Origin of the sequence: Paraburkholderia sp. J94, assembly GCF_905220285.1 — a bacterium.
In the GTDB taxonomy this organism is placed as follows: Bacteria; Pseudomonadota; Gammaproteobacteria; order Burkholderiales; family Burkholderiaceae; genus Paraburkholderia; species Paraburkholderia tropica_A.
Genome location: NZ_CAJMZH010000022.1, coordinates 100,575 through 120,763, shown reverse-complemented (window position 1 = coordinate 120,763; position 20,189 = coordinate 100,575). Strand labels below are relative to the sequence as shown.

Sequence of the window (20,189 nt, the reverse complement as noted above, 5' to 3'; positions counted from 1 at the left end):
AGACGTTGCTTCAGGGAGTCGCCTCACTCATTGCTTAAGAGCGTTTAAGCGTCGTTGAAGGACGCGTAACTTACGTGTCTCACGATTTGGGCTTTTTGAGTGGGTCCGCATCGCCAGGTGGCCCCGTGTTTAGGCCGCTACGCCAATCGATCCCGTCGACCCTTAAGAACAATTAATCCGCCAACAAGGACTGCGTGGCGCTGCATCGGTAATCTCGCTCCCGGTTAAAACGAAGAGAACTGATCGAGCGATGGAAAACCTGATTCGCCGAGTCGTTTTAATAACGGCTCTTACGGCGCCGGGCGCTGCGTTTTACGTGGCACCCTGCGTCGCACACTCAGAGGAAACGACGCGTATGGATACCGATCATCAAGATGCCCGCGCCGCGCAGCATCTGATTGACCTGCACTTCGAGATCTGGAACGACCCCAATCCCGCCAGCCGCGCCGCGAAGTTTCCGCAGGTGTATTCGCAAAACTTTTTCGTCGCCGACGAATCCGGTGTGGCGACCGGCTATGAAGCGGTTGGTCGCTTGATCGAACAGCTGCGAGGCAGCCACGAGGGCTTTGTCTTTACGCCCGACCCCATCGCGTGGAATCACGGCGTGGGCCGGGTGACGTGGGGTTACGGTCCGCGCGACAACCCGAATCGGGTGCGTGGCGAAGACATTTTCACCATCGAAGACGGCAAGCTCGCGAGCGCGCGCGTCTTTCTCAATCGCCAATGAAAGAAGGAAAAAGCATCATGAAGAAGTTCGTACCCAATGTGCTGGCCGCGCTCGCTCTGCTAGGCGGGGTGGGGGCGCACGCCGCCGGGGTGAAAGCGGTCGGTGTCGATCATGTGGGTGTCAGCGTGCCGAACCTCGCGCAAGCCGAGGCGTTCTTTTCCGACACGTTCGGCTGTGTACCGGTCACGCACATTGGACCTTTCGATTTGACCCATATGTCGGGTGGCTTCGTGCCGCGCGCCGATAGCGTCGATATCGCCATGATCCGCTGCGGCACCGGTTCCAATATCGAACTGTTTCAGTATCGGAACTCAAAAGGCAGCAACGAGATGCCGAAAGCGGAAGATATCGGCGCGTCGCATATCGCGTTCTATACCGACGATATCAATGGCGCTGTCGCCTATCTGAAGTCGCGGGGAATCACCGTGCTGGGCGATCCGGTCACGATGTCGTCGGGCGACACGGAAGGCGAAACGTGGGTGCACTTCCGCTCGCCGTGGGGATCGGAACTGGAACTCGTTAGCTATCCCAATGGAAAGGGCTACGAGAAGCATTCGAAGATCAAGCTGTGGAATCCGACCAAACCTGCGGAATGACGTCGTGCGACGTTCGTTTTTCCCGACAACGCGCGTTTAAATGCGCGCGCTGAATGTCGTCCGGTTGGCGCACCCATCGAATGGGGTGCGCCTCCGGCAACAGTCTGACCGTTGCGGTTCTGGCAACTTAGTGCCAGTCTGATGTGACGTCGTCGATCCAGGCGGTGACGGCGTGATTAACGTCGTCCTTGCGGTCCTGCATGATCCAATGTCCGGTATTGGACCACGCCTCGACTTTGGACTTGGGATGCGAGAACCAGGCGCGCATGAGTTCGACTTGCCCGGCGTCGCGGCTCAAGTGATAAAAGGGAATATCGAGGCTTCGGCAGAAGATCGCGCTTGCCTCTCCCATGCCGACCTGATCGTCGCCGAAATAAAGCGGTCCAAACGACTCGCGAACGACAGGCAAGGGCATGCCTCGAACGCGCCTCGAATGCCAACACTTGAGCGCCGGGTCCGTGTCGCGATCGTAGAGCAGCGTGAACAGGGCCGGCACCACCTCACCGGGATCACCCGTTTCCAGATCCTGCGTGGTTTTCGCCAGGAAATCGGCAGCCGCGTCCGACACGCCAAGTGAACCGTCCACCGATACAACCGCGCCGACGAGGTCTGGGCGTTTTGCGGCAAGCCGGGCAGCGATCTGCGCACCCATCGAATGCCCGACCAGCACGAATCGTTGGCCCGGGTAGTGCGTCGTCATGAACGCCTCGATATCCGAGACGTAATGCGAGGGCGCATAAGTGCCTTGCGGCGTAACCTCCGATCGGCCATGTCCGCGCAGATCGACAGCGATCACGCGATACCGGGTTTCGAAGTGCGGCAATTGCCACATCCAGTCGTTGGAGTCGCACGTCCAGCCATGAATGAACATGACGTTGACGCCGTTGCCGGTATCCGTTGCGAAGAGCGTCGCGGGAGATTGCATGGGCGCGTGAGGGCTTGCCTCGTTCGCTGTGTCGGTCGCCTGTGGCGCGTCGAGCGGGGAACGGTCTGCTTTCGTCATCTCAGTGTTTATCGATGGGTGCCGTCGTAGGCCGTCGTGGGGACCGTGAAACGGAAGGACGTGCCAGCGGCCGTGGAGCTTTCGACCCAGATACGTCCGCCGTGTGCGTCGATGATCGAGCGGGCCACTGCCAGGCCCATGCCCATGCCGTCGACTTTGGTCGTGAAGAACGGTTGAAACAACGATTCCAGTGTTTCGTTGCTCATGCCCGATCCCGTGTCACAGACTTCGAATAGCGTTTCACCGTGGTCAATGCGCCGGACCGATAAAGACAAGGTCCGAATGGTCGACCGGCTAGAATCGATTGCGTGAATGCCATTCAGCAGAAGATTGGCGAGCACCTGCTGGATCTGAACGGGGTCGGCGAAAATGGTGGCGTCTCCGGCGATTTGCCGCGTAACGGAAATTTCTTTGGCATTGGCTTCCGGCGAAACGAGAAAGAGCGCGGCATCGATAGCCTGGCTGGCGGGCGCGCAAATGGATTGCACAGGAACCTTGCCGAGAAACCCGCGCATCTTCCGACATATATCGGTGGCATCGCGCGCCCAGCGCGCCGCATTCTGAATCGACGAGAAGGCTTCTTCAACGTCGGGGATGTCGCGAGTCAGCCAACGGGCGGCGGCATCCGCGGATGTACTGGCGGCGGATAGCGGTTGAGTGATCTCATGCAGTATCGATGCCGACAGTTCGCCGAATAGCGACACGCGTGCGGCACGCGCCATCTCCGCGCGCATTGCCTGCAATCGATCGTTGTTTTCTTTTTGCTCCGTCACATCGAAAGCATAAAAGCAGAGCCGCCGATATCCTTCTGCGTCGCGCGGCAGCGAGCAGCGCCAGACGATCGGCACTTCCTTGCCCTTGAACGTCACCAGCGTGCGCTCGCCCTGGCATGCCGAACTACCGTCGAGCATGGCCCGATACACGACAATGTTGCTGTCGCGATTGGCGGGCAGCAGCTTCCGGGCGGAGTCGAAAAAAACCTCTTTTGAACTGGCCTCGAACAGTTCCAGCACGGCATGGTTCGCCTCGACAAACGAATGGAGTCCCCGCAACTCGTCGATCGCTTTGGGGTGGGCATCAAAATAATCGTCGAGATTCGTGACACCCTGGTCGCGAATAGCCTGGATTGCCAGATAGACGCGAGACCAGTCCTCCACCATGATCGGAATAGGCGCCGACAGGAAAAGGTCATTGTGGGCGAAGTCCGGAGCCTGGTTGTGCGGCCCGCCGTGCCCGGCGGATTCGGCAACTAAAGGGAACTCCTGCATGCTACGTCAGGGTCATAGGTTAGTAGTCGAGAGTGATCGTTAGCTTGACGCGATGGAGAGAACGAGTTGCGTTCTCCCAACGCATTAGCGACTATACATTAAAAAGTATTAGTTAATCGCCGCTTGCCAATTCGAAATCGCTCCGCTTTCCTGCGCGGCTATGACCCGGTACGCGCCACAGTCTGAAACAGAACAGGCTGGGGTCGATAAAGCGCGGGGAACAGATTCTTCAGTGCATTGACCTTCGGCATGTCGTTAATCGCGATATAGGGGTAATCGGGATGAAGGGCGAGAAAGTTCTGGTGGTAATCCTCGGCGTTATAAAAGCCCTTGAAAGTCTCGATGCGCGTCACAATCGGACTCGAAAAAACATGCGCGCCCTGTAATTGCGCAATATAGGCTTGTGCCACATTGCGTTGTTGCGGGTTCATCGGGAAGATTGCCGAGCGGTACTGGGTGCCGTGGTCGGGACCCTGATAGTCGAGTTCGGTCGGGTCGTGCGCGACAGAAAAGAACACCTGCAGAATCTTGCCGTAGCTGATCACGGTGGGGTCGAACGTAATCCGCACCGATTCTGCGTGGCCGGTATCGCCGTCGCTCACGCGCTCGTATTGGGCCGTATCGGCCGCGCCGCCCGTGTAACCGGACGCGACCTGCGTGACGCCGCGCACATGCTGGAACACGCCCTGGACGCCCCAGAAGCAGCCTCCCGACACGACGGCGGTTTCCGAATGGACGCCATTCGCAGGCTCGTCCTGAAGCGGTGCCGGAATCGAGACCGCGCGTTCGTCGGAGTGGGCGCTGCGCTGCCAGAGCGCGACCGCGACCACCGCGATCGCCACGGCGCCGTAACGGACGAGCTTGCTGGATTTCATGAAAAGCGGATTCACGATGTTCATCCTTGCCGGGCGAAGCTCGCCCGGCCTAAGTGGGTTAGCCGAAGGTAAAGGCAAAAGCCTGGACGCCCGGATCGAGAAACTGGATCGCGAAGGTGTGATCCGCGACGTCGCCGGGCTGGCGGACGAGTTGATAGAGACGCTGTGCCGTGACTACGCCAGCGCCGTCCGGCGCCACGTCGCTGCCGTGTGCGTGCTCCGGTGCCTTGCCGTCCACCGTCACGCGAAAGCGCACGGGTTGGCCGTCGGGCCCGGGACCCAGGACCAGATGCAGGTCTCGTGCGTGGAAGCGGTAGACGATTTCGCCGCCCGGTTTTGCCAGCGTGGCGTGCTCGGCGCCCACGCTCCATTCGCCTGCCAGTCCCCAGTGGTTGAGGTCGGGATTCGACGGCGCGTGATAGTCGCGGGCGCGGTCCTGGGCGAAGCCGCCCGGCGACGCGAAGCCTTCGGCTCGCTCGAAGCCGATATAGGTTTCGGGCGAACGCATATCCGCGTTGTCGGCCTGCATCTGGACGCCGCGCTCCGCCGCGCCGCCGAGTCCGAGCGGAACGTTCGCCGCCTCGGGGTGGCCCGCTTCCACGAGCAGTTGCTGAATGACGCGCTCGGATTGGTCATATTCGCCCTCGCCGAAATGCTGGTAGCGAATCTGCCCTTTGGCATCGGCGAAATAATGGGCGGGCCAGTACTGGTTGTCGAACGCGCGCCAGATCGCGTAGTTGTTGTCGATCGCCACCGGATAATCGACGCCGAGGTCGTGAACAGCCTTGCGCACGTTGTCGATGTTGCGTTCGAAGGCGAATTCGGGCGCATGTACGCCGATCACGACGAGTCCCTCGTTGCGATACTTGCTGGCCCACGCCTTCACGTACGGGAGCGAGCGCAGGCAGTTGATGCACGAATAGGTCCAGAAATCGACGATCACGACCTTGCCGCGCAGTGCCTGAGCGGTCAGCGGTGGCGAATTCAGCCATTGCACGGCGCCGTCCAGCGGCGGCAACTGGCCGAGCACCGGCAGTGTCGTCGCAGGCCGCATGGCGTCGGAGGCGCGCATCATCGCGCCGCCGTTGGCCGACATCGCGCCTGCTGCCATTGTGTTTCCGGTATCCGCGCTGTCGTTCTGCGCATTCGACGATTTCGATGAATTGACGGAGCCGGTCATCGCCATCGTGGCGTGCTTCGACGGGGCGAAGCTATCGACGAGATGCTGCTCCAGACTGCCTGTCGCGACGGTCGAAATGCGCGTGAGGACGCCCGTGTCCAGCCCGAGCGCCACGGCGGCGACACCGGCGAGCATCGCCACGCCAATGCCGCGCCGGATCCATTCGCCCGCGCCGAGCGAGCGCTTCATGGCCGCGAAGACCCGGCCGCCCAGCAGCAGCGCGACGGCCAGCGAAGTCGCGGCGCCCGCCGCATAGGCCAGCAACAGCAGGGTCGTGCCGATGCTTGCGCCTTGCAGCGCCGCGCCGGTCAGGATCAGGCCGAGAATCGGACCCGCGCATGGCGCCCACAGCAGCCCCGTCGCGATGCCGAGCAGAAACGAGGCGCCGACACCGGGCGCGCGTTCGTGCTGCATGGTCTCGGTTAGCCGGTTGCCGACGTTCACGAGCGGCTGCATGATGCGCTCGGCCAGACGAGGGACCAGCAGCGTGAGGCCGAACACGGCGAGCAGTACGATGGCGAGCCAGCGGCCATATTCGTTGGCCTGGGCCACCCAACCGCCGCCGACGGCGGCGAGCGTGGCGACCGCCGCGAAGGTCGCGGCCATGCCGCCGAGCAGCGGCAGGCCGGAACGCACGAAGGGCTGATCGGCGCGCGCGAACACGAAGGGCAGCACGGGCAGGATGCAGGGGCTCAGGATGGTGAGCACACCGCCGAGATAAGCGAGGACGATGAGTAACATGGTGGTGTCCGAAGCAGCGATAGCGGGTCGATCGAGGCGCTCAGGCCGCGTGAGGCGTGAAGGTCATGGCGACGCCGTTCATGCAGTAGCGCAGGCCGGTCGGCTTCGGACCGTCGTCGAAGACGTGGCCGAGATGGCCGCCACAACGACTGCAAAGCACTTCGGTGCGGGCCATGCCGAACGAGAGATCTTCGCGCTCGATCACCGCGTGCGGCAGCGGCGCATAAAAGCTCGGCCAACCCGTGCCGCTGTCGAATTTCGTGGTCGAGGCGAACAGGTGCGCCGCGCAACCCGCGCACGCGAACGTGCCGTTACGGTGTTCGTCGTTGAGCGGACTGGTGAACGCGCGCTCCGTCCCCGCATTGCGCAGCACCTCGTACTGGGCGGGCGTGAGGCGCTTGCGCCATTCCGCATCGGTATGCACGACGGCGAAATGCCCGGCAGGGCCGGACGCCGCACTCATGGCCATCGCGCCGCTGGCGGGCTGGGCCGCCTTCGCGCGCCATTGACCGAGCGCGGCCATGACGGCGAGCGCGCCGCCGCCGGATAGCAACAGGCGTCTACGTGTGTTCATCATGTTCTCCGTGTGCGATGCGCCGCCGCCCGCGGATCAGGACAGCGCGCAACCGTTACACGAAGCATAGGTAGCGGCCGATCCCGAAGTCCTCACGAAAAGTAAAATTAAATGTGATAACTCCGGAGCGGAATTTTCTGCACAATGGGCTTTTCAATCCGGACCTTTCATCGCGGCGCGCAGCGCCGATCACTGAAGACCCCATGGATCAGACCAAACGCGTACTCATCGTCGAGGACGACGCGGATATCGCCAACGTGCTCATGCTGCATCTGCGCGACGAACATTACGAGGTCGTGCACAGTGCCGACGGCGCCGAAGGGCTGCGTCTGCTGGAGCAGGGCGGCTGGGATGCCTTGATTCTCGACCTGATGCTGCCGGGCGTGGACGGGCTGGAGATCTGCCGGCGCGCGCGGGCGATGACGCGCTACACGCCGATCATCATTACGAGCGCGCGTTCGAGCGAGGTGCACCGCATTCTGGGACTCGAACTCGGCGCCGACGATTACCTCGCGAAGCCCTTTTCGGTGCTGGAACTCGTCGCGCGCGTGAAGGCGTTGCTGCGTCGGGTCGAGGCGATGGCGAAGGATTTGCGGCTCGAAGGCGGCACGCTGATGCTGGGCGGTTTTTCGATCGATCCCGTCACGCGCGAAGCGCAGGTCGACGGCAAGCGCATCGAGCTGACGCCGCGTGAATTCGACCTGCTCTATCACTTCGCGCGCCACCCGGGCAAGGTGTTCTCGCGCATGGAATTGCTCAACGCCGTCTGGGGTTATCAGCACGAAGGCTACGAGCACACCGTCAACACGCACATCAACCGCCTGCGCACCAAGATCGAAGCCGACCCCGCGCAACCGGTACGCATCCTGACCGTCTGGGGGCGCGGCTACAAATTCGACCCGCTCGCGCCATCGGCGTCCCGCGACAGCGGGCAAGGAGGGGCGTCGTGAAACTGTCATTGACGCAGCGGATATCCATCGTGTTTTCGGTGTTGCTGCTCGCGTGCTGCGGGGCGTCGGCGTGGTTGCAGATACGCGCTTCGGATCTGCACGATCAGGAGGTCATCCAGGCCCTGTCGCACGACCTGGCGTCCCACATCGCCCATAACTCGGCGCTCATGGGCGCGGATGGCCCCAAGCCCGCCGCGTTACGCACATTGTTCGGACAACTGATGGCGGTAAATCCGAGCGTCGAGGTATACCTGCTCGACACCAGCGGCCGCATCACGGGCGACGACGCGCCGCCGGGGCACATACGGCGCACGCGCGTCGACCTGCAACCGGTGCAGCGCTTTCTGGCCAACGATGCGTTGCCGATTCTCGGCGATGATCCGCGCAGCGTGGATGCCAGAAAAGTGTTCAGCGCCGCCGTTGTTCAAGGCGCTGGCGGGCGTCCGGCGGGGTACATCTATGTCGTGCTGATCGGCGAGGCGCGCGATGCGTTGGCGACACGGCTCGCGCAAAGCACGGTGCTGCGCACGACGCTCGGGTTGATGGCCGTGGTTGCGTCGCTTGGCCTGATTGCTGGTCTGATCGCGTTTGGCCTGATCACGCGCCCTTTGCGGCGTTTGACCGATACCGTGAGCCGCATCGACGCGTCGATCCAGGCAGGCTCCGAGCCTGTGCCGCTCGTGCTCAGTCGCCCGGCGGCGCGCACGGAAACGCGCGACGAGATCGCCATTCTGGAACGCATGTTTGCGCAGATGGTCGAGCGCATCGGCGTGCAGTGGCGCGAACTCAAACGTCAGGACCAGGAGCGACGCGAACTCTTCGCGACGATCTCGCACGATTTGCGCACGCCACTCACGTCGCTGCATGGCTACCTCGAAACGCTGTCCTTGAAGGACGACACGCTCGAGGGCGCCGAGCGCCGCCGCTATCTGGCGATTGCGCTGACCCAGAGCGCGAAGGTGGGGCGGCTGGCTCAATCGCTGTTCGAACTGGCGCGCCTCGAACATGAGAACGTCCAGCTCACGCTGGAGACGTTTCCCCTCGCGGATGTCGTGCAGGACGTATTCCAGAAGTTCGAGCTTGCGGCGCAGGCCCGCCAGATCCGCTTGCGAGCCGTGATTCCGCCGCGTCTGCCTGCCGTTTGCGCCGACCTGGCGATGATCGAACGCGTGCTGACCAATCTGCTCGACAACGCGATCCGCCATACGCCCGAGGGCGGCGAGGTCAGCGTCGAGCTTGCCGGCGAAAATGGCAAGGTGACGGTGGTGGTCAGCGATACCGGGCCGGGCATCGCGCCTGAGCTTCGCGCGAATCTGTTCAGGCGCGCGTTCAGTTCCGGCGATGTGCGTCGCCAGGGCGGCCTGGGACTGTTGATCGTGCAACGGATGCTGCTGCTGCATGGCAGTGCTATTGAACTGATCGAGCGGGATCAGCGTGGCGCGACGTTCAGTTTCAGGCTCGACGCTGCGGTGCTGCGGGCGGCCCACGAGTCGTGAGTGGCTCGTCTGCTGTGTTTAGGTTATTTGAGCGGTTTGCGCTTCGTTATCCAGAAGCACTGGGCGGGCCGACTGCACTACGATTTCCGCCATGAGCTGGGTTTGTTTGCACCAAACCAGATTTCGTTTGCGTCTCACCACAACTGGTGCCGCGCAAACGAAACTCGTCCGGAGGCCAGCCGTGTCTTCCCTTTCATTTGCCCTGGCCTGTGGATCCGGAAATCCAGCAGGTTTGCCAGGCGCTAGCTCACGATCCAGGCGACCCGACTACTGCCGGGATTCGGGCGGGTCAACTTGCTATGAGCACGATGTCCTCGCTGGCGATGCTGCTACAGGGAACACCGATCACCCGGGTCGCTTTGAGTAGCGGCTATGAGAGCCACAGCGCGTATGCCATGTCGCAGATCTTCCCGGGTTGCAAAGCAGGTTCACACGATCACCACGTCAATTCGACGAGTTGATCGTTCGAAGCCGGCCGCCTGCTCGCGCAATCGCAAGGAAGTGATCAACCACAAGGAGACCAGGCAATCCGGCTTTTGTTTTGTCGTCCAGCGGCATTAGCTTCTCATCGATTACGCAGTGTTAGCGTTGCGGTTGGGCTGGGTGGTTTTCCCCGCTGGCGTGGCAGGCCCAATCTAATCCGCTAGCTGCGCTAACTACTGCGCACGCTTCAGTAATTGCGCTGCGAGGAGGCCGGCATGCGGAGTCAGCGCGGAAAAGTCCCGGGCGCAAAGATAGAGATGCCGTTTGGCCCACGCTTCCTGCAGCGGCAACACAACCAGATTCCCTCCAAGGACTCTGGCCACCTGATCGGAAACGATTGAAATTCCCACGCCCGCCTCGACGTTCATCGCAACATTCTGGATGTTGCGTAGCTTGATGCGGTAATCCAGTTGACCTCCGAGGCGGGATGCACGCTCTGCCAGATACACTTCGAGCGCTGCGTCGGCGACTCCGACAATCGGCTCGCGAAGGAAATCGGCAAACAGAACGCTCGCTTGCTGTGCAAAATGGTGCGACCGGCCGACAACAACGACAAGCTGATCTGTTCCGATCTGTTGTGTCTGCAGCGTGCCGAAATCAGTTGTGTCAGCAACCAGCCCCAGGTCGGCTCGCCCGCTCATCAAAGATTGCACGATGTCCGCACTGGTACGCTCTTCCAGATCGATCGACAGGTCGCGATGAGCGGCCAGAAATTGGCACAGTTCCGGAGGCAGAAAACCTGCCATGGCGGCGCTGTTGGACAGCAACCTGATCCGGCCTTTGAGGCCGGTTGCGTAGCTTCGAAGTTCGCCGCGCATCGTCTCGACATGACCCAGGATCAGACGGGCATGACGGACCAGTGCGTCGCCCGCAGCCGTCGGTCGTACGCCGCGGCGGTTGCGTTCGAGTAACGGCGCGCCTAAGGTCGATTCCATGCTGGCAATGCGCTCACTGATCGACGCGAGCGCGAGGTGCAGCGAGCGGGCGCCCTGGGTCAGGCTTCCGCATTCGACTACGGTTAAAAAGAGCCGCAGATCTGTCAGGTCAAAGCGCATGGCAATTATCTTTCCCTTCGGAATTTCCGAAGTCTAGCACCGGTAGTTCCAGATTGTTCAGGTAGCACCGCCTGGCTAGCATGGCGTTCATGAACTCGATGCTTATGATTTTTTCCGCAGGAACACTGGCAGGCGCGATGAATGCGCTGGCAGGCGGCGGTTCGTTCGTCAGTCTTCCCGCGCTGATTGCCGCGGGCGTTCCTCCGGTTCTGGCGAACACGTCTAGCACCGTCGCGCTGTTTCCAGGCGGGCTGGCCAGCGCATGGGCGTATCGCAGCGGGCTGAAACCGGTGGGCGCCGTGTCGCTTGGCGGGCTACTCGCGGTAACGCTCTGCGGGGGATTGACGGGCGCGGTGCTGCTGCTTTGTACGTCATCAGTCGCGTTTACGTTCATGTTGCCGTGGCTGCTTCTGATAGCGTCTGTCGCGCTTGCGTTCGGACGACGAATCGGCGCGGCGTTACGCGCGCGCTGGCGCATTCACGCGCATGTGGTCCTCGCCATTCAGTTCTTGCTAGGTGTCTACGGAGGCTATTTTGGCGGTGCAGTCGGGATCATGATGATCGCGATGTGGGGACTTCTGGACACGTGTGATTTGAAGCATCTGAACGCGCCGCGAACGCTGCTGGTCAGCGCGGCGAACGTGGTGGCGGTGATGGCTTTTGTCGTTGCCGGCGTGGTTCGCTGGCCGGAAACATCGATCATGCTGGCAGGCGCAATCGCTGGCGGATACGGAGGTGCGCTGGTCGGGCGGCGCGCGCGACCGGACATAGTCCGCGCCATTACGCTGATCGCCACGACCGGCATCACGCTGGCGTTTTTTATAAAGACATATGGACCGATGCTCAGGCGTTAATGGGAGAAAGTCATGCTGTGCGCTTTGCTCGATACGTTAGGATCTCTTGCGATCCTGTTTAGCCTCGCCGCGCAACACGACGCGTTTCGACGGCGTTCGAAAGGGGCGGGCTCCCGCCTCCGAAAGCTTGACTGAACGACTCAGGGCGTGAATCAGTTACTCCCGCAGAGATTTTCGGGTGATTTCGGACGTGTATCGTGTGCTCGAAGAACTCGGTCTTCAATACGAACTGCATGCGGTGAACGTCACGACATGCAAACGTACCTCGCTGCGGCGTAATCAGCCCCATAGTGATTGAGGGGGAGAATGTGGCAGTTGCACACTGCTTGGCAGAACTTGGCTGAGTGACCGCACGAGAGCAACTCGTGCGGTCACTCAACAAATCAGAAGTCCGATCTAACTGTCAGCATGACATTGCGCGTATCGCCGAACACGCTGTAATACGTGCTGGGCGGGCGAATATAATATTCGCGGTTGAATACGTTATTCAACTGCAACGACGCTTCTACGTGCTTGTTAAAGCGATAGCCGATCTGCGCATTGAAAATCGCATAGCCGCCTTGTTCGACGCCGCGTGAAATACGCGTCTGCGCGAGCATGCCGCCACCCACGGAAAAGCCGCGCAACGCGCCGCGCGAGAACGTGTATTTCGTCCACAGTTTGAACAGATGCTTCGGATCGGTGCCATCGGTTAGATCGGGCGAATCGTTCTCGTAGTGCGCGTTCAGATACGTGTAGCCGGCGTAGACGTTCCAGTCCGGCATCGGCTGGCCCGTGACTTCGAGTTCGACGCCCTGATCGCGCGCCTTGCCCGCCGAGACGTAGTAATACTGGTGCGCCGGATCGGCGACCGCACGGTTGTTGTCGTCGATACGGAACAGCGCGGCGTTCGCATTCAGGCGGCCATTCAGGAAGCTGCCTTTCACGCCCACTTCATACTGCTCGCCCGAACGCGGCGGCAGGCCCGCGCCCGAATACGTGCTCTCCGTTTGTGCGTCGAGAAAGCGCGCGTAATTCGCATAGGCCGTGAGCGACGGCACGATGTCCCACAGCAGCCCCGCGGACGGCAGGAAGCGGTGATTGATCTGCGCGTTGGTGGTCCAGTCGCCGACGCTCGGCAGCGTCGATTGCGTGCGGTCCTGGAGGAAGGCTTCGCGGCCGCCGAGCACGAGCGTGAGCGGGTCGGCAAGCTTGATGCGCGCCTGCGCATAGACGCCGTACTGCACAGTGCGATGGTTGGTGCCGAAGGTGTAGGGCACGTCCACGGCGGGCACGGCGTTCGGATCGTAGAGACTGAACGCGCCGCCATACGGACCGGTGAGCGCCAGATAACCCGACTGCGCGCTCGACGTCATCACCGAGTAATTGGCGCCGATGGTCAGCGTGTGCGTCTGCCCGAACAGGCGGATCGGGCCCGATACGTTGCTGTCCGCGCCGAACCAGTCGTAGCTGGTGCGCTGGCGCTGATCGCCGAAACGCGCGAGTCCGTCTGCGGTCGCGCCGGGACCGGAGTACGCGTAATACGCCTTCGAGAGTTCGTGGCGATAGAACAGCGTCGTCGACGATTGCCAGTCGTTTTCGAAGCGATGCACGAGGTTCGCGTTGCCTTCCTGCAGCGAGGTGTACGCGTAGTTCCAGCTCGGGCTGAAGTTCTGCGTGAACGAACTCGGCACGCGGCCCGTGAGAGCGGTGCGCGTGCTGTTGAGCACGCCGCCCGCGCCGTAGTCGATGCCCGAAATCGGCGAGACCTGATAGCCGCCCGAGAGCGAGAGCGTCGTGCGCGGCGTGAGGTCCCAGTCGAGCGCGCCGTAGGCCATCACTTCCTTGCTGCGCGTGCGGTCGATGGACTGCGTGCCGTCGCCGCCCACCAGCACCGCGCGAGCGCGCACCGTGCCGTCCTTGTTCAGCGGGCCGGTCACGTCGATCATCTGGCGCACGCTGCCGAACGAATCGACCTGCGTTTCCGTGGCCAGATGGAACTGATCCTGCGGGCGCTTGCGCACGAGATTGACCACGCCGCCCGGCTCGCCCATGCCGTCGATCGATCCGCCCGGGCCGCGCAAGATCTCCACACGGTCGTACATCGCCAGATCGAATTGCAGCTGATATTGCAGGCCGCTCAAGGTCGGCACGCCGTCGAATTCAATGCCGAGCTGCGAGCCGCGCGCGCGGAAATACGCAGTGCCGTCGCCGTAATCGATCGAACTCACGCCGGTGACGTAGCGCAGCGCGTCCTGGATGGTCGTCACGTTCTGGTCGTCCATCTGCTGGCGCGTGAGCACCGAAACCGAGTTCGGCGTTTCCTTGATCGACTGCGCGACCTTGCCGCCGATCGTGGCCTTCTTCGCGGCGTAGCTGCCGCTGCCTTCGGTGGTCGCGTCGGCGTCGTTCGCGCCCGATACCGTCACGGCGGGCAGTACCTCGCCGTTCGCGGCAGGCGCGGTTTGCGCGCGCGCCCACGGCGAAGCGAGGCTCAGCGCCGCGAAGGCGAGCGGCGTCATGGTGAGCGCGAATCGCGGCGCGGCGCGCGTGACGCGGTGCGGCGCCAGCCTCCACCATCCCGAAGCCGGCGCGCGACGCGCGCCACGGTGGTCTATTCTCGTTGTCATCGTCAATCATCCCACTGTTGAAAAAGGCCGAACGGCTTCCTCCCGCGCAAGGCGGGCTGTAAAAAAATGCGAGGGACGATCGTTATGGACGGGGTTGTGAGGGCCCCGTTTGCCCTTGATGTGCTGCTTGCTGTGCTGCTTGATGTGCGATTTGCTTCGCTACCTGAAACCGCGCGATCAACGACGCACGCCGCGCACTAACACCCGCGCCACGAGCCACGGTCCGCCGAGCAGCGTGGCGACGAGGCCCGCCGCCACCTCCTGCGGAAACGCGATTTGCCTGCCGAGCCAGTCGGCCGTGACCATCAGCAGCGCGCCGAGCGTTGCCGCCAGATAGAGCTGCGGCATGGGCCGCCGCGCGCCGGAAAAGCGCGCGATATGCGGCGCGATCAGCCCGACGAACGAGAGCGGCCCGACGACCACGGTGGCGGCCGCCGTCGCGAGCGCGGCGAGCAGCAGCAACGCGAAGCGCGCGCGGCCCACCGGCACGCCGAGGCTCGCGGCGGCATCCGCGCCCAGCGCGAGCGTGCCGAGCCAGCGCGCGGTGAGCGGCGCGACGGCGAGCGCGAGCAGCGCCAGCGCGGCCATACTCCAGGCGATGCCGGGCGCGACGTAATACGTGGAGCCGATCAGCAGATCGACGAGCACGCCCGCGCGCGGATCGCCGCTCGACATCAGCGCGCCGACCACCGCCTGAAACAGCGCGCTGATCGACATGCCGACCAGCAGCAGACGCTCGGGTGCGAAGCGCGCGCGCCGGCCGAACCAGAGCAGCAGCATCAGCGTCGCGAACGCACCGGCCACGCAGCCCGCGAACAGCGCGGCGGGCACGAGGCGCTGGCTCAGGAACAGCACGGCGACCATGCCGAACATGCCGCCCGATCCCACGCCGAGCAGGTCGGGGCTCGCCATCGGATTCGCGGTCATGCGTTGCAGCAGCGTGCCCGCAGTCGCGAGCAGGCTGCCCGCCGCCAGCGCCGCGACGAGATGGGGCACGCGCCAGAACAGCAGGGCGTCGATATGCGCGCGGGTCGCGAGACCCCAGCCATCGGCGCCGCGCGAGACCATCAGCGAGAGCACGCAGACGAGCGGCAGCAGCACGGCCCAGAGCAGCGGCAACGTGCGCGGCGCACGCGGATCGTGGCGCGGGCCAGGCGTCGCAGTGGAATCGGGCCGCGTGCGCAGACGCGGCAGCAGCGCGATGAGCAAAGGCACGCCGACGATTGCGGTCACACTGCCGGTCGCGATCAGATGCGCCGAAAACCACTCCGCTTGCGCGGCGAAGCGCACGATTTCATCGGTGAGCCAGAGCAAGGCTGCGCCAGTGAGCGGCGCCCAGACGAGCCGGTCGCGCAAACGCCGTGCGCCCGCCAGACGCGCCAGCAGCGGCGCGGCCAGCCCGATAAAGCCGATCACGCCGACTTCGGCGACGACGAACGCGGTCAGCGCCACGGCGACGAACAGGGCCGCGCCGCGCATCCAGCCGACCGCCACGCCGAGATTGCGCACCGTCGCGTCGCCCGCATCGAAGAGACTCAGCGGACGGTAGAGCAGCGCCGCCCCGAGCAGGCAGAGCCCGAGCCGCACGGCCAGATGCAGCGCCGCTTGCCAGCCGCTCTGGTCGAGCGCGCCGCCGCCCCAGATCTGCAAACCGGCGAGCCGGTCGAAATGCACCACGGAGATCGCGAGACTGATCGCGCCGCAGTACAGGTTCACCACCATGCCGCCGAGGATCACCCCGAGCGGCGACATGCCTTGCGCCCACGCCAGCGCGAACACGGCGAGCATCGCGACCGCGCCGCCCGCGAGCGCCAGCGTGTCGCGGTCCAGCGCGAGCCAGCCGGGCATCCAGATCGTCGCGATCGAGAGCGCGAGATAGGCGCCGGGGAACACGCCTAGCGTCATCGGTTCGGCAAGCGGATTGCGCAGCACCTGCTGCATCAGCGTGCCCGCGAGGCCGAGCGCCGCGCCGCAGAGCAGGGTCATCGCGATACGCGGCAGCAGGCTGTAATGGACCAGCACCGCGCCCACGTCCTGCGCGCCGACCGACGCGGGCATCGTGAGCGCGCTCCAGAACGGCGCGCCCGCGAGCGCGCGATGCAGGTCGGCGGCGGCGAGGCACGCGGCGAGCGCGAACAGCGCGCCGACGAGCGGCAGACGCCAGTCGCGCGGCGGCGCGGCGCGCTGAAGCAGGGGCGGACGCGCGGGATTACGCAAGGCCGCCTCCGCCGTTGTCGAGCGTGGCCAGCGCCACGGGCATGGCGGCGGCGAAGCGCTGCATCGAGACGAGACCGCCGAACGCCGCGATCACCGGCAGCACGGTCACGCGGCGTTCGCGGACGGCGGGCAGCGCGCGCCACAGCGGGCTCGCGTTCAGCGCGGCGCGCAGGTCGGCGTGCAGCGGACCGACCAGCAGGATGTCCGCGTGCGGCGCGTCGAACAGGCGTTGCAGCGCAACGGTGGCCGATCCCGTCAGGTTGGTCTGCCACGGCGCGCTATGCGTGCGACCCGCTGCGTCGCGTGGATTCGCGGCATTGCGCAGGCCGATACGCGCGAGCACCGCGTCGAACAGACTGCCCGCGCCATAGACGCGAAAGTGCCGCTCGTCGAGCGCTTCGGCGACGATCACCGCACGCGCGGGATGGCGGGGCGTGGCCTGGATCGCGTCGGCGGCCGCGGAGAATGCGTGCTGCGTGGCGGCGATCAACGCCGTGGCGCGCGTCGGCGCGTCGAGCGCGTGCGCCATCGTCGACGTTTCGGTGCAGAGCGCCTCGAACGGTCGCGCGGCGCTCATGTACGCGCCCAGCGTGAGCGTCGGCGCGATGCGTTGCAGCGGCGTCATCAGCGCGGCGTGGGCGGGCGTGACGATCAGCAGGTCGGGCGCGAGCGCGAGCAGCACGTCGAAATTCGGCTGATAGAGCAGACCGACGTCGGCGACGCCCGGCGGCAGCGGCGGCGCGACGATCCCGCTCGCGTACCAGTCCGGCAGCGGAATGCCCACCGGCGCGCGGCCGAGCGCGAGCAGCGTTTCGGTCAGCTCCCAGTTGAGGACCACGATGCGCTGCGGCGAGCGTTGCGGGCTCGGTGATCGGGACAGCGTCGCGGCGAAGCCTGACGGGGACGCCAGCGCGGCGAGCGCGGTCAGCGCAGCCAGCACGCGGCGGCGATGCGGATTCGCGGTTGTCGCGCTCATGCCGGAAACCCCAGACGGCGTCCGCTCGCCGGATCGACGCTCACGCTCATCGGCACGCCGTAGATCGATTCGAGCCGCTGCGGATCGATGATGTCGGCGGCGCGCTCGCGCATCAGCAGACGTCCCTCGCGCAGCGCGACGATGCGGTCGCAAAAGCGCGCGGCCATGTTCACGTCGTGCAGCACGACGACCGCGCTCATCGCGCCCGAGGCGCAGAGCGTGCGGACGAGGTCGAGCATCGCGAGCTGATGGCCCACGTCGAGCGCGGCGGTCGGTTCGTCGAGCAGCATGCAGCGGCAGTCCTGCGCGACCAGCATCGCGAGCCACGCGCGCTGGCGCTCGCCGCCCGAGAGCACATCGACGGGGCGATCGGCGTGCGCGAGCACGTCGGCGGCGCGCATGGCATGGTCGACCCGCGCGTGGTCGTCGTCGCCGAAACGGCCCAGCGCGCCGTGCCACGGATAGCGCCCGAGCGCGACGAGTTCGCGCACGGTCATGCCGTCGGTGAGCGGCGTCTGCTGCGGCAGATACGCGACCTGACGCGCGAACTCGCGCGCGCTCCAGTGCGCGAGCGGGCGGCCCGCGTAACGGATCGCGCCCGCCGCGGGATCGAGCTGGCGGGCCAGCAGTTTGACGAGCGTCGATTTGCCCGAGCCGTTGTGGCCCACGAGTCCGGTCACGCGTGCGTGCTCGATCGTCAGGTCGAGCGGATGCAGCAGCGTGCGGCCACCGGCGGCATACGCGACGCCTTCGAGGGTGAAGGCCGCCTTTTCGTCTGCTTCCTTGTGTGCGTCTTCTTGCAGGATCGCGTTCATGCGGCGCTCGCCATGTCATTGCCGCTGTTTTTGTCGCCGTTTTTGTCGCGGTCGTGATCGTCCGCGAGGCCGGAACGCATCGCGCCGATCTGCCCGCTGTCGAGCTTGATGAGGCGATCGGCGAGATCGAAATACCGGTCGTCGTGCGTGATGACGAGCACGGTTTTGCCCTTCGCTTTAAGCTCCGGCAGCAGCGTGCGATAGAACACGTCCTTGAAGGCCGGGTCCTGATCGGCGGCCCATTCGTCGAACACGTAGAACGGCCGGTCTTCCAGAAACGCGACCAGCAGCGCGAGGCGTTTGCGCTGCCCCTGCGAAAGCGCGAGCGTGGAAAACGCGCCGTCTTCGATCCGCACCTTGTGGTCGAGCTGCAGCGCGACGAGCAGCGCGCGCGCCGCGCTTTCGCGCCCGGCGCTCAAGCCGAGCAGCGAATCGAACAGATGGAAGTCGCTGAACACCACCGAAAAATGCTGCCGATAGGCGGCGCGCGTCGCGTCGTCCACGGCCACGCCGTCGACGAGCAGGCGGCCGCGTTCGGGCGCATACAGACCGACGAGCAGTTTCGCGAGCGTGGTCTTGCCGCTGCCGTTGCCGCCGACGAGGAACACGAGTTCGCCCGCACGAAAGGTCAGATCGATCGGGCCGAGCGTGAAGAAACCGTCTTCGTTTTCGCGCGCGTAACGATGCTCGACGCCTTCGAGCACGATGCGTGAGAACGCGGGCTGCGCGGCGGGCGCGGGCCGATCGGTATCGACATCGGCATCGGCAAGCCGGACTCGCTCGGGCGGCAGCGCGGCTTCGAGCTTGCCGATGCGCTCGAACGCCACGCGCGCCGAGCTGATCGCGGGCAACGCCGCCAGCAGCCCTTCCACGGGCATGATCAGATAGAGAAAGACGAGCGCGTAACCCGACATCACATGCGCGTCGGCGTCGAACAGACGGGCGAGCACAAAGATCGTCAGGCCGACGAAGCCGAACAGCAGCAGATTGCCCCAGCTTGCCGCGAGCGCATGCAGCACGTAGCCGCGCGTGCGTTGCGCGCGCACCGCTTCCACATGCGGCGCGAGATGGCCGCCGACGAACGCATCGGCGCGCGCGCGATGCAGCTTCAGCTCCTTGGCGCCGTCGAACAGCGCGCGAAACTGGCGCAACAGTTCGTCCTCGCGTTCGCGCGAGGCGCGCAGATGGCGCAGCGCGCGCGAGCCGACGAGATGCGTGCCGAACGTGCCCACGCCGAGCACCACGAGCGCGACGCCGAGAATCGGCAGCGACAGCATGCCCAGATAGGCGAGGCAGCCGGCGATCACCGCGCCCTGCATCGCAATGGACGGCAGGCTCACGAAGAACACGACGATGCTGTCGAGGTCCTGGGTCAGCGCGCCCAGCGCGCGCGCAGCGCCGCAGCGCTCCAGATCGCGGAATGAGGCGGCGGCGATGCGGCCGATCGTCTGCATGCGCAGGCGCGCTTTTACGCGCTGGCCGAGATACATGAACAGCGTCTGCGAACCGACGCGCGTGGCGAGCACCAGCGCCGCGAGCAGGGCGAAGCGCACGCCCAGTTGCAGAAGTTGCGGCCCCGACGCCTGCAGCGCCTGGTTGATGAGCGCGACGAGCGCCGCGTTGGCGAAACCGCTCACGAGACTCACGAGCAGGGCGAGCGGCAGAAGCCAGCGCGAACTGCGGATCAATGAAGCAATCAGGGGCATAAGCGGCGGAAAAATCGTCCGTGCGGGTGTTGACTGCGGAGTCGACCGTTTAGTCGATGACACA

General features: G+C 64.5%; 16 protein-coding genes. 5 read left to right on the top strand and 11 right to left on the bottom strand.

Translation table 11 applies throughout. From position 1 onward, the window contains the following. The first annotated feature begins 355 nt into the window (after positions 1 to 355). Together U4Y88_RS34480 and U4Y88_RS34475 are read left to right on the top strand one after the other, a co-directional pair. The gene (locus tag U4Y88_RS34480; protein ID WP_321789346.1) at positions 356 to 727 is read left to right on the top strand and encodes a nuclear transport factor 2 family protein; all 372 of its coding nucleotides are present in this window, start codon (positions 356 to 358) and stop codon (positions 725 to 727) included. Positions 728 to 744: 17 nt separating this feature from the next. Further along, positions 745 to 1,323, top strand: a complete 579-nt coding sequence (locus U4Y88_RS34475) for a VOC family protein (protein WP_321789344.1) — start codon at positions 745 to 747, stop codon at positions 1,321 to 1,323. 127 nt (positions 1,324 to 1,450) lie between these two features. On the opposite strand, the gene U4Y88_RS34470 is transcribed toward U4Y88_RS34475, so the two are convergent. The 5 genes from U4Y88_RS34470 to msrB form a co-directional block, all read right to left on the bottom strand. Further along, positions 1,451 to 2,326 (bottom strand): alpha/beta hydrolase, encoded by an 876-nt coding sequence (locus tag U4Y88_RS34470; protein WP_321789342.1) that lies wholly within the window; start codon positions 2,324 to 2,326, stop codon positions 1,451 to 1,453. An 8-nt stretch (positions 2,327 to 2,334) separates the two neighbouring features. Beyond that, on the bottom strand, positions 2,335 to 3,594 hold the full coding sequence (locus tag U4Y88_RS34465; RefSeq protein WP_321789340.1) for an ATP-binding protein: 1,260 nt from the start codon (positions 3,592 to 3,594) through the stop codon (positions 2,335 to 2,337). 158 nt (positions 3,595 to 3,752) lie between these two features. Continuing rightward, the gene (gene msrA / locus U4Y88_RS34460) at positions 3,753 to 4,469 is read right to left on the bottom strand and encodes a peptide-methionine (S)-S-oxide reductase MsrA (protein WP_321789368.1); all 717 of its coding nucleotides are present in this window, start codon (positions 4,467 to 4,469) and stop codon (positions 3,753 to 3,755) included. A gap of 58 nt (positions 4,470 to 4,527) precedes the next feature. Next, positions 4,528 to 6,390 carry a cytochrome c biogenesis protein DipZ gene (locus U4Y88_RS34455; RefSeq protein ID WP_321789338.1) on the bottom strand — a complete coding sequence of 621 codons (1,863 nt, stop codon included), beginning with the start codon at positions 6,388 to 6,390 and terminating at the stop codon, positions 4,528 to 4,530. Between the two features lie 40 nt (positions 6,391 to 6,430). Then, the gene (msrB, locus tag U4Y88_RS34450; RefSeq protein WP_321789336.1) at positions 6,431 to 6,964 is read right to left on the bottom strand and encodes a peptide-methionine (R)-S-oxide reductase MsrB; all 534 of its coding nucleotides are present in this window, start codon (positions 6,962 to 6,964) and stop codon (positions 6,431 to 6,433) included. A gap of 203 nt (positions 6,965 to 7,167) precedes the next feature. On the opposite strand from msrB, the gene U4Y88_RS34445 reads away from it, so the two are divergent. After that, on the top strand, positions 7,168 to 7,914 hold the full coding sequence (locus tag U4Y88_RS34445) for a response regulator transcription factor (protein ID WP_310631407.1): 747 nt from the start codon (positions 7,168 to 7,170) through the stop codon (positions 7,912 to 7,914). Continuing rightward, positions 7,911 to 9,410 (top strand): HAMP domain-containing sensor histidine kinase, encoded by a 1,500-nt coding sequence (locus U4Y88_RS34440; RefSeq protein ID WP_321789334.1) that lies wholly within the window; start codon positions 7,911 to 7,913, stop codon positions 9,408 to 9,410. The genes U4Y88_RS34445 and U4Y88_RS34440 overlap by 4 nt, the downstream gene beginning before the upstream one ends. A 656-nt stretch (positions 9,411 to 10,066) precedes the next feature. On the opposite strand, the gene U4Y88_RS34435 is transcribed toward U4Y88_RS34440, so the two are convergent. Beyond that, the gene (locus tag U4Y88_RS34435) at positions 10,067 to 10,948 is read right to left on the bottom strand and encodes a LysR family transcriptional regulator (protein ID WP_321789332.1); all 882 of its coding nucleotides are present in this window, start codon (positions 10,946 to 10,948) and stop codon (positions 10,067 to 10,069) included. Positions 10,949 to 11,037: 89 nt separating this feature from the next. On the opposite strand from U4Y88_RS34435, the gene U4Y88_RS34430 reads away from it, so the two are divergent. Further along, positions 11,038 to 11,802 carry a sulfite exporter TauE/SafE family protein gene (locus tag U4Y88_RS34430; RefSeq protein WP_321789330.1) on the top strand — a complete coding sequence of 255 codons (765 nt, stop codon included), beginning with the start codon at positions 11,038 to 11,040 and terminating at the stop codon, positions 11,800 to 11,802. A 383-nt stretch (positions 11,803 to 12,185) separates the two neighbouring features. Here the strand turns inward: U4Y88_RS34430 and U4Y88_RS34425 are convergent, their stop codons facing one another. The 5 genes from U4Y88_RS34425 to U4Y88_RS34405 all read right to left on the bottom strand — a co-directional run bounded on the left by U4Y88_RS34425 (position 12,186) and on the right by U4Y88_RS34405 (position 20,125). Further along, positions 12,186 to 14,303: a TonB-dependent siderophore receptor gene (locus U4Y88_RS34425; RefSeq protein WP_310634341.1), complete on the bottom strand. Its 2,118-nt coding sequence runs from the start codon at positions 14,301 to 14,303 to the stop codon at positions 12,186 to 12,188. A gap of 285 nt (positions 14,304 to 14,588) precedes the next feature. Beyond that, the gene (gene fhuB, locus U4Y88_RS34420; protein WP_321789328.1) at positions 14,589 to 16,628 is read right to left on the bottom strand and encodes a Fe(3+)-hydroxamate ABC transporter permease FhuB; all 2,040 of its coding nucleotides are present in this window, start codon (positions 16,626 to 16,628) and stop codon (positions 14,589 to 14,591) included. Then, complete coding sequence (locus tag U4Y88_RS34415) at positions 16,621 to 17,604, bottom strand: iron-siderophore ABC transporter substrate-binding protein (protein ID WP_321789326.1); 984 nt, start codon at positions 17,602 to 17,604, stop codon at positions 16,621 to 16,623. The genes fhuB and U4Y88_RS34415 overlap by 8 nt, the downstream gene beginning before the upstream one ends. Then, positions 17,601 to 18,419: an ABC transporter ATP-binding protein gene (locus tag U4Y88_RS34410; RefSeq protein WP_321789324.1), complete on the bottom strand. Its 819-nt coding sequence runs from the start codon at positions 18,417 to 18,419 to the stop codon at positions 17,601 to 17,603. Before U4Y88_RS34410 ends, U4Y88_RS34415 begins: the two co-directional genes overlap by 4 nt. Beyond that, positions 18,416 to 20,125 carry a cyclic peptide export ABC transporter gene (locus U4Y88_RS34405; RefSeq protein WP_321789322.1) on the bottom strand — a complete coding sequence of 570 codons (1,710 nt, stop codon included), beginning with the start codon at positions 20,123 to 20,125 and terminating at the stop codon, positions 18,416 to 18,418. The genes U4Y88_RS34410 and U4Y88_RS34405 overlap by 4 nt, the downstream gene beginning before the upstream one ends. Positions 20,126 to 20,189: the final 64 nt, after the last annotated feature.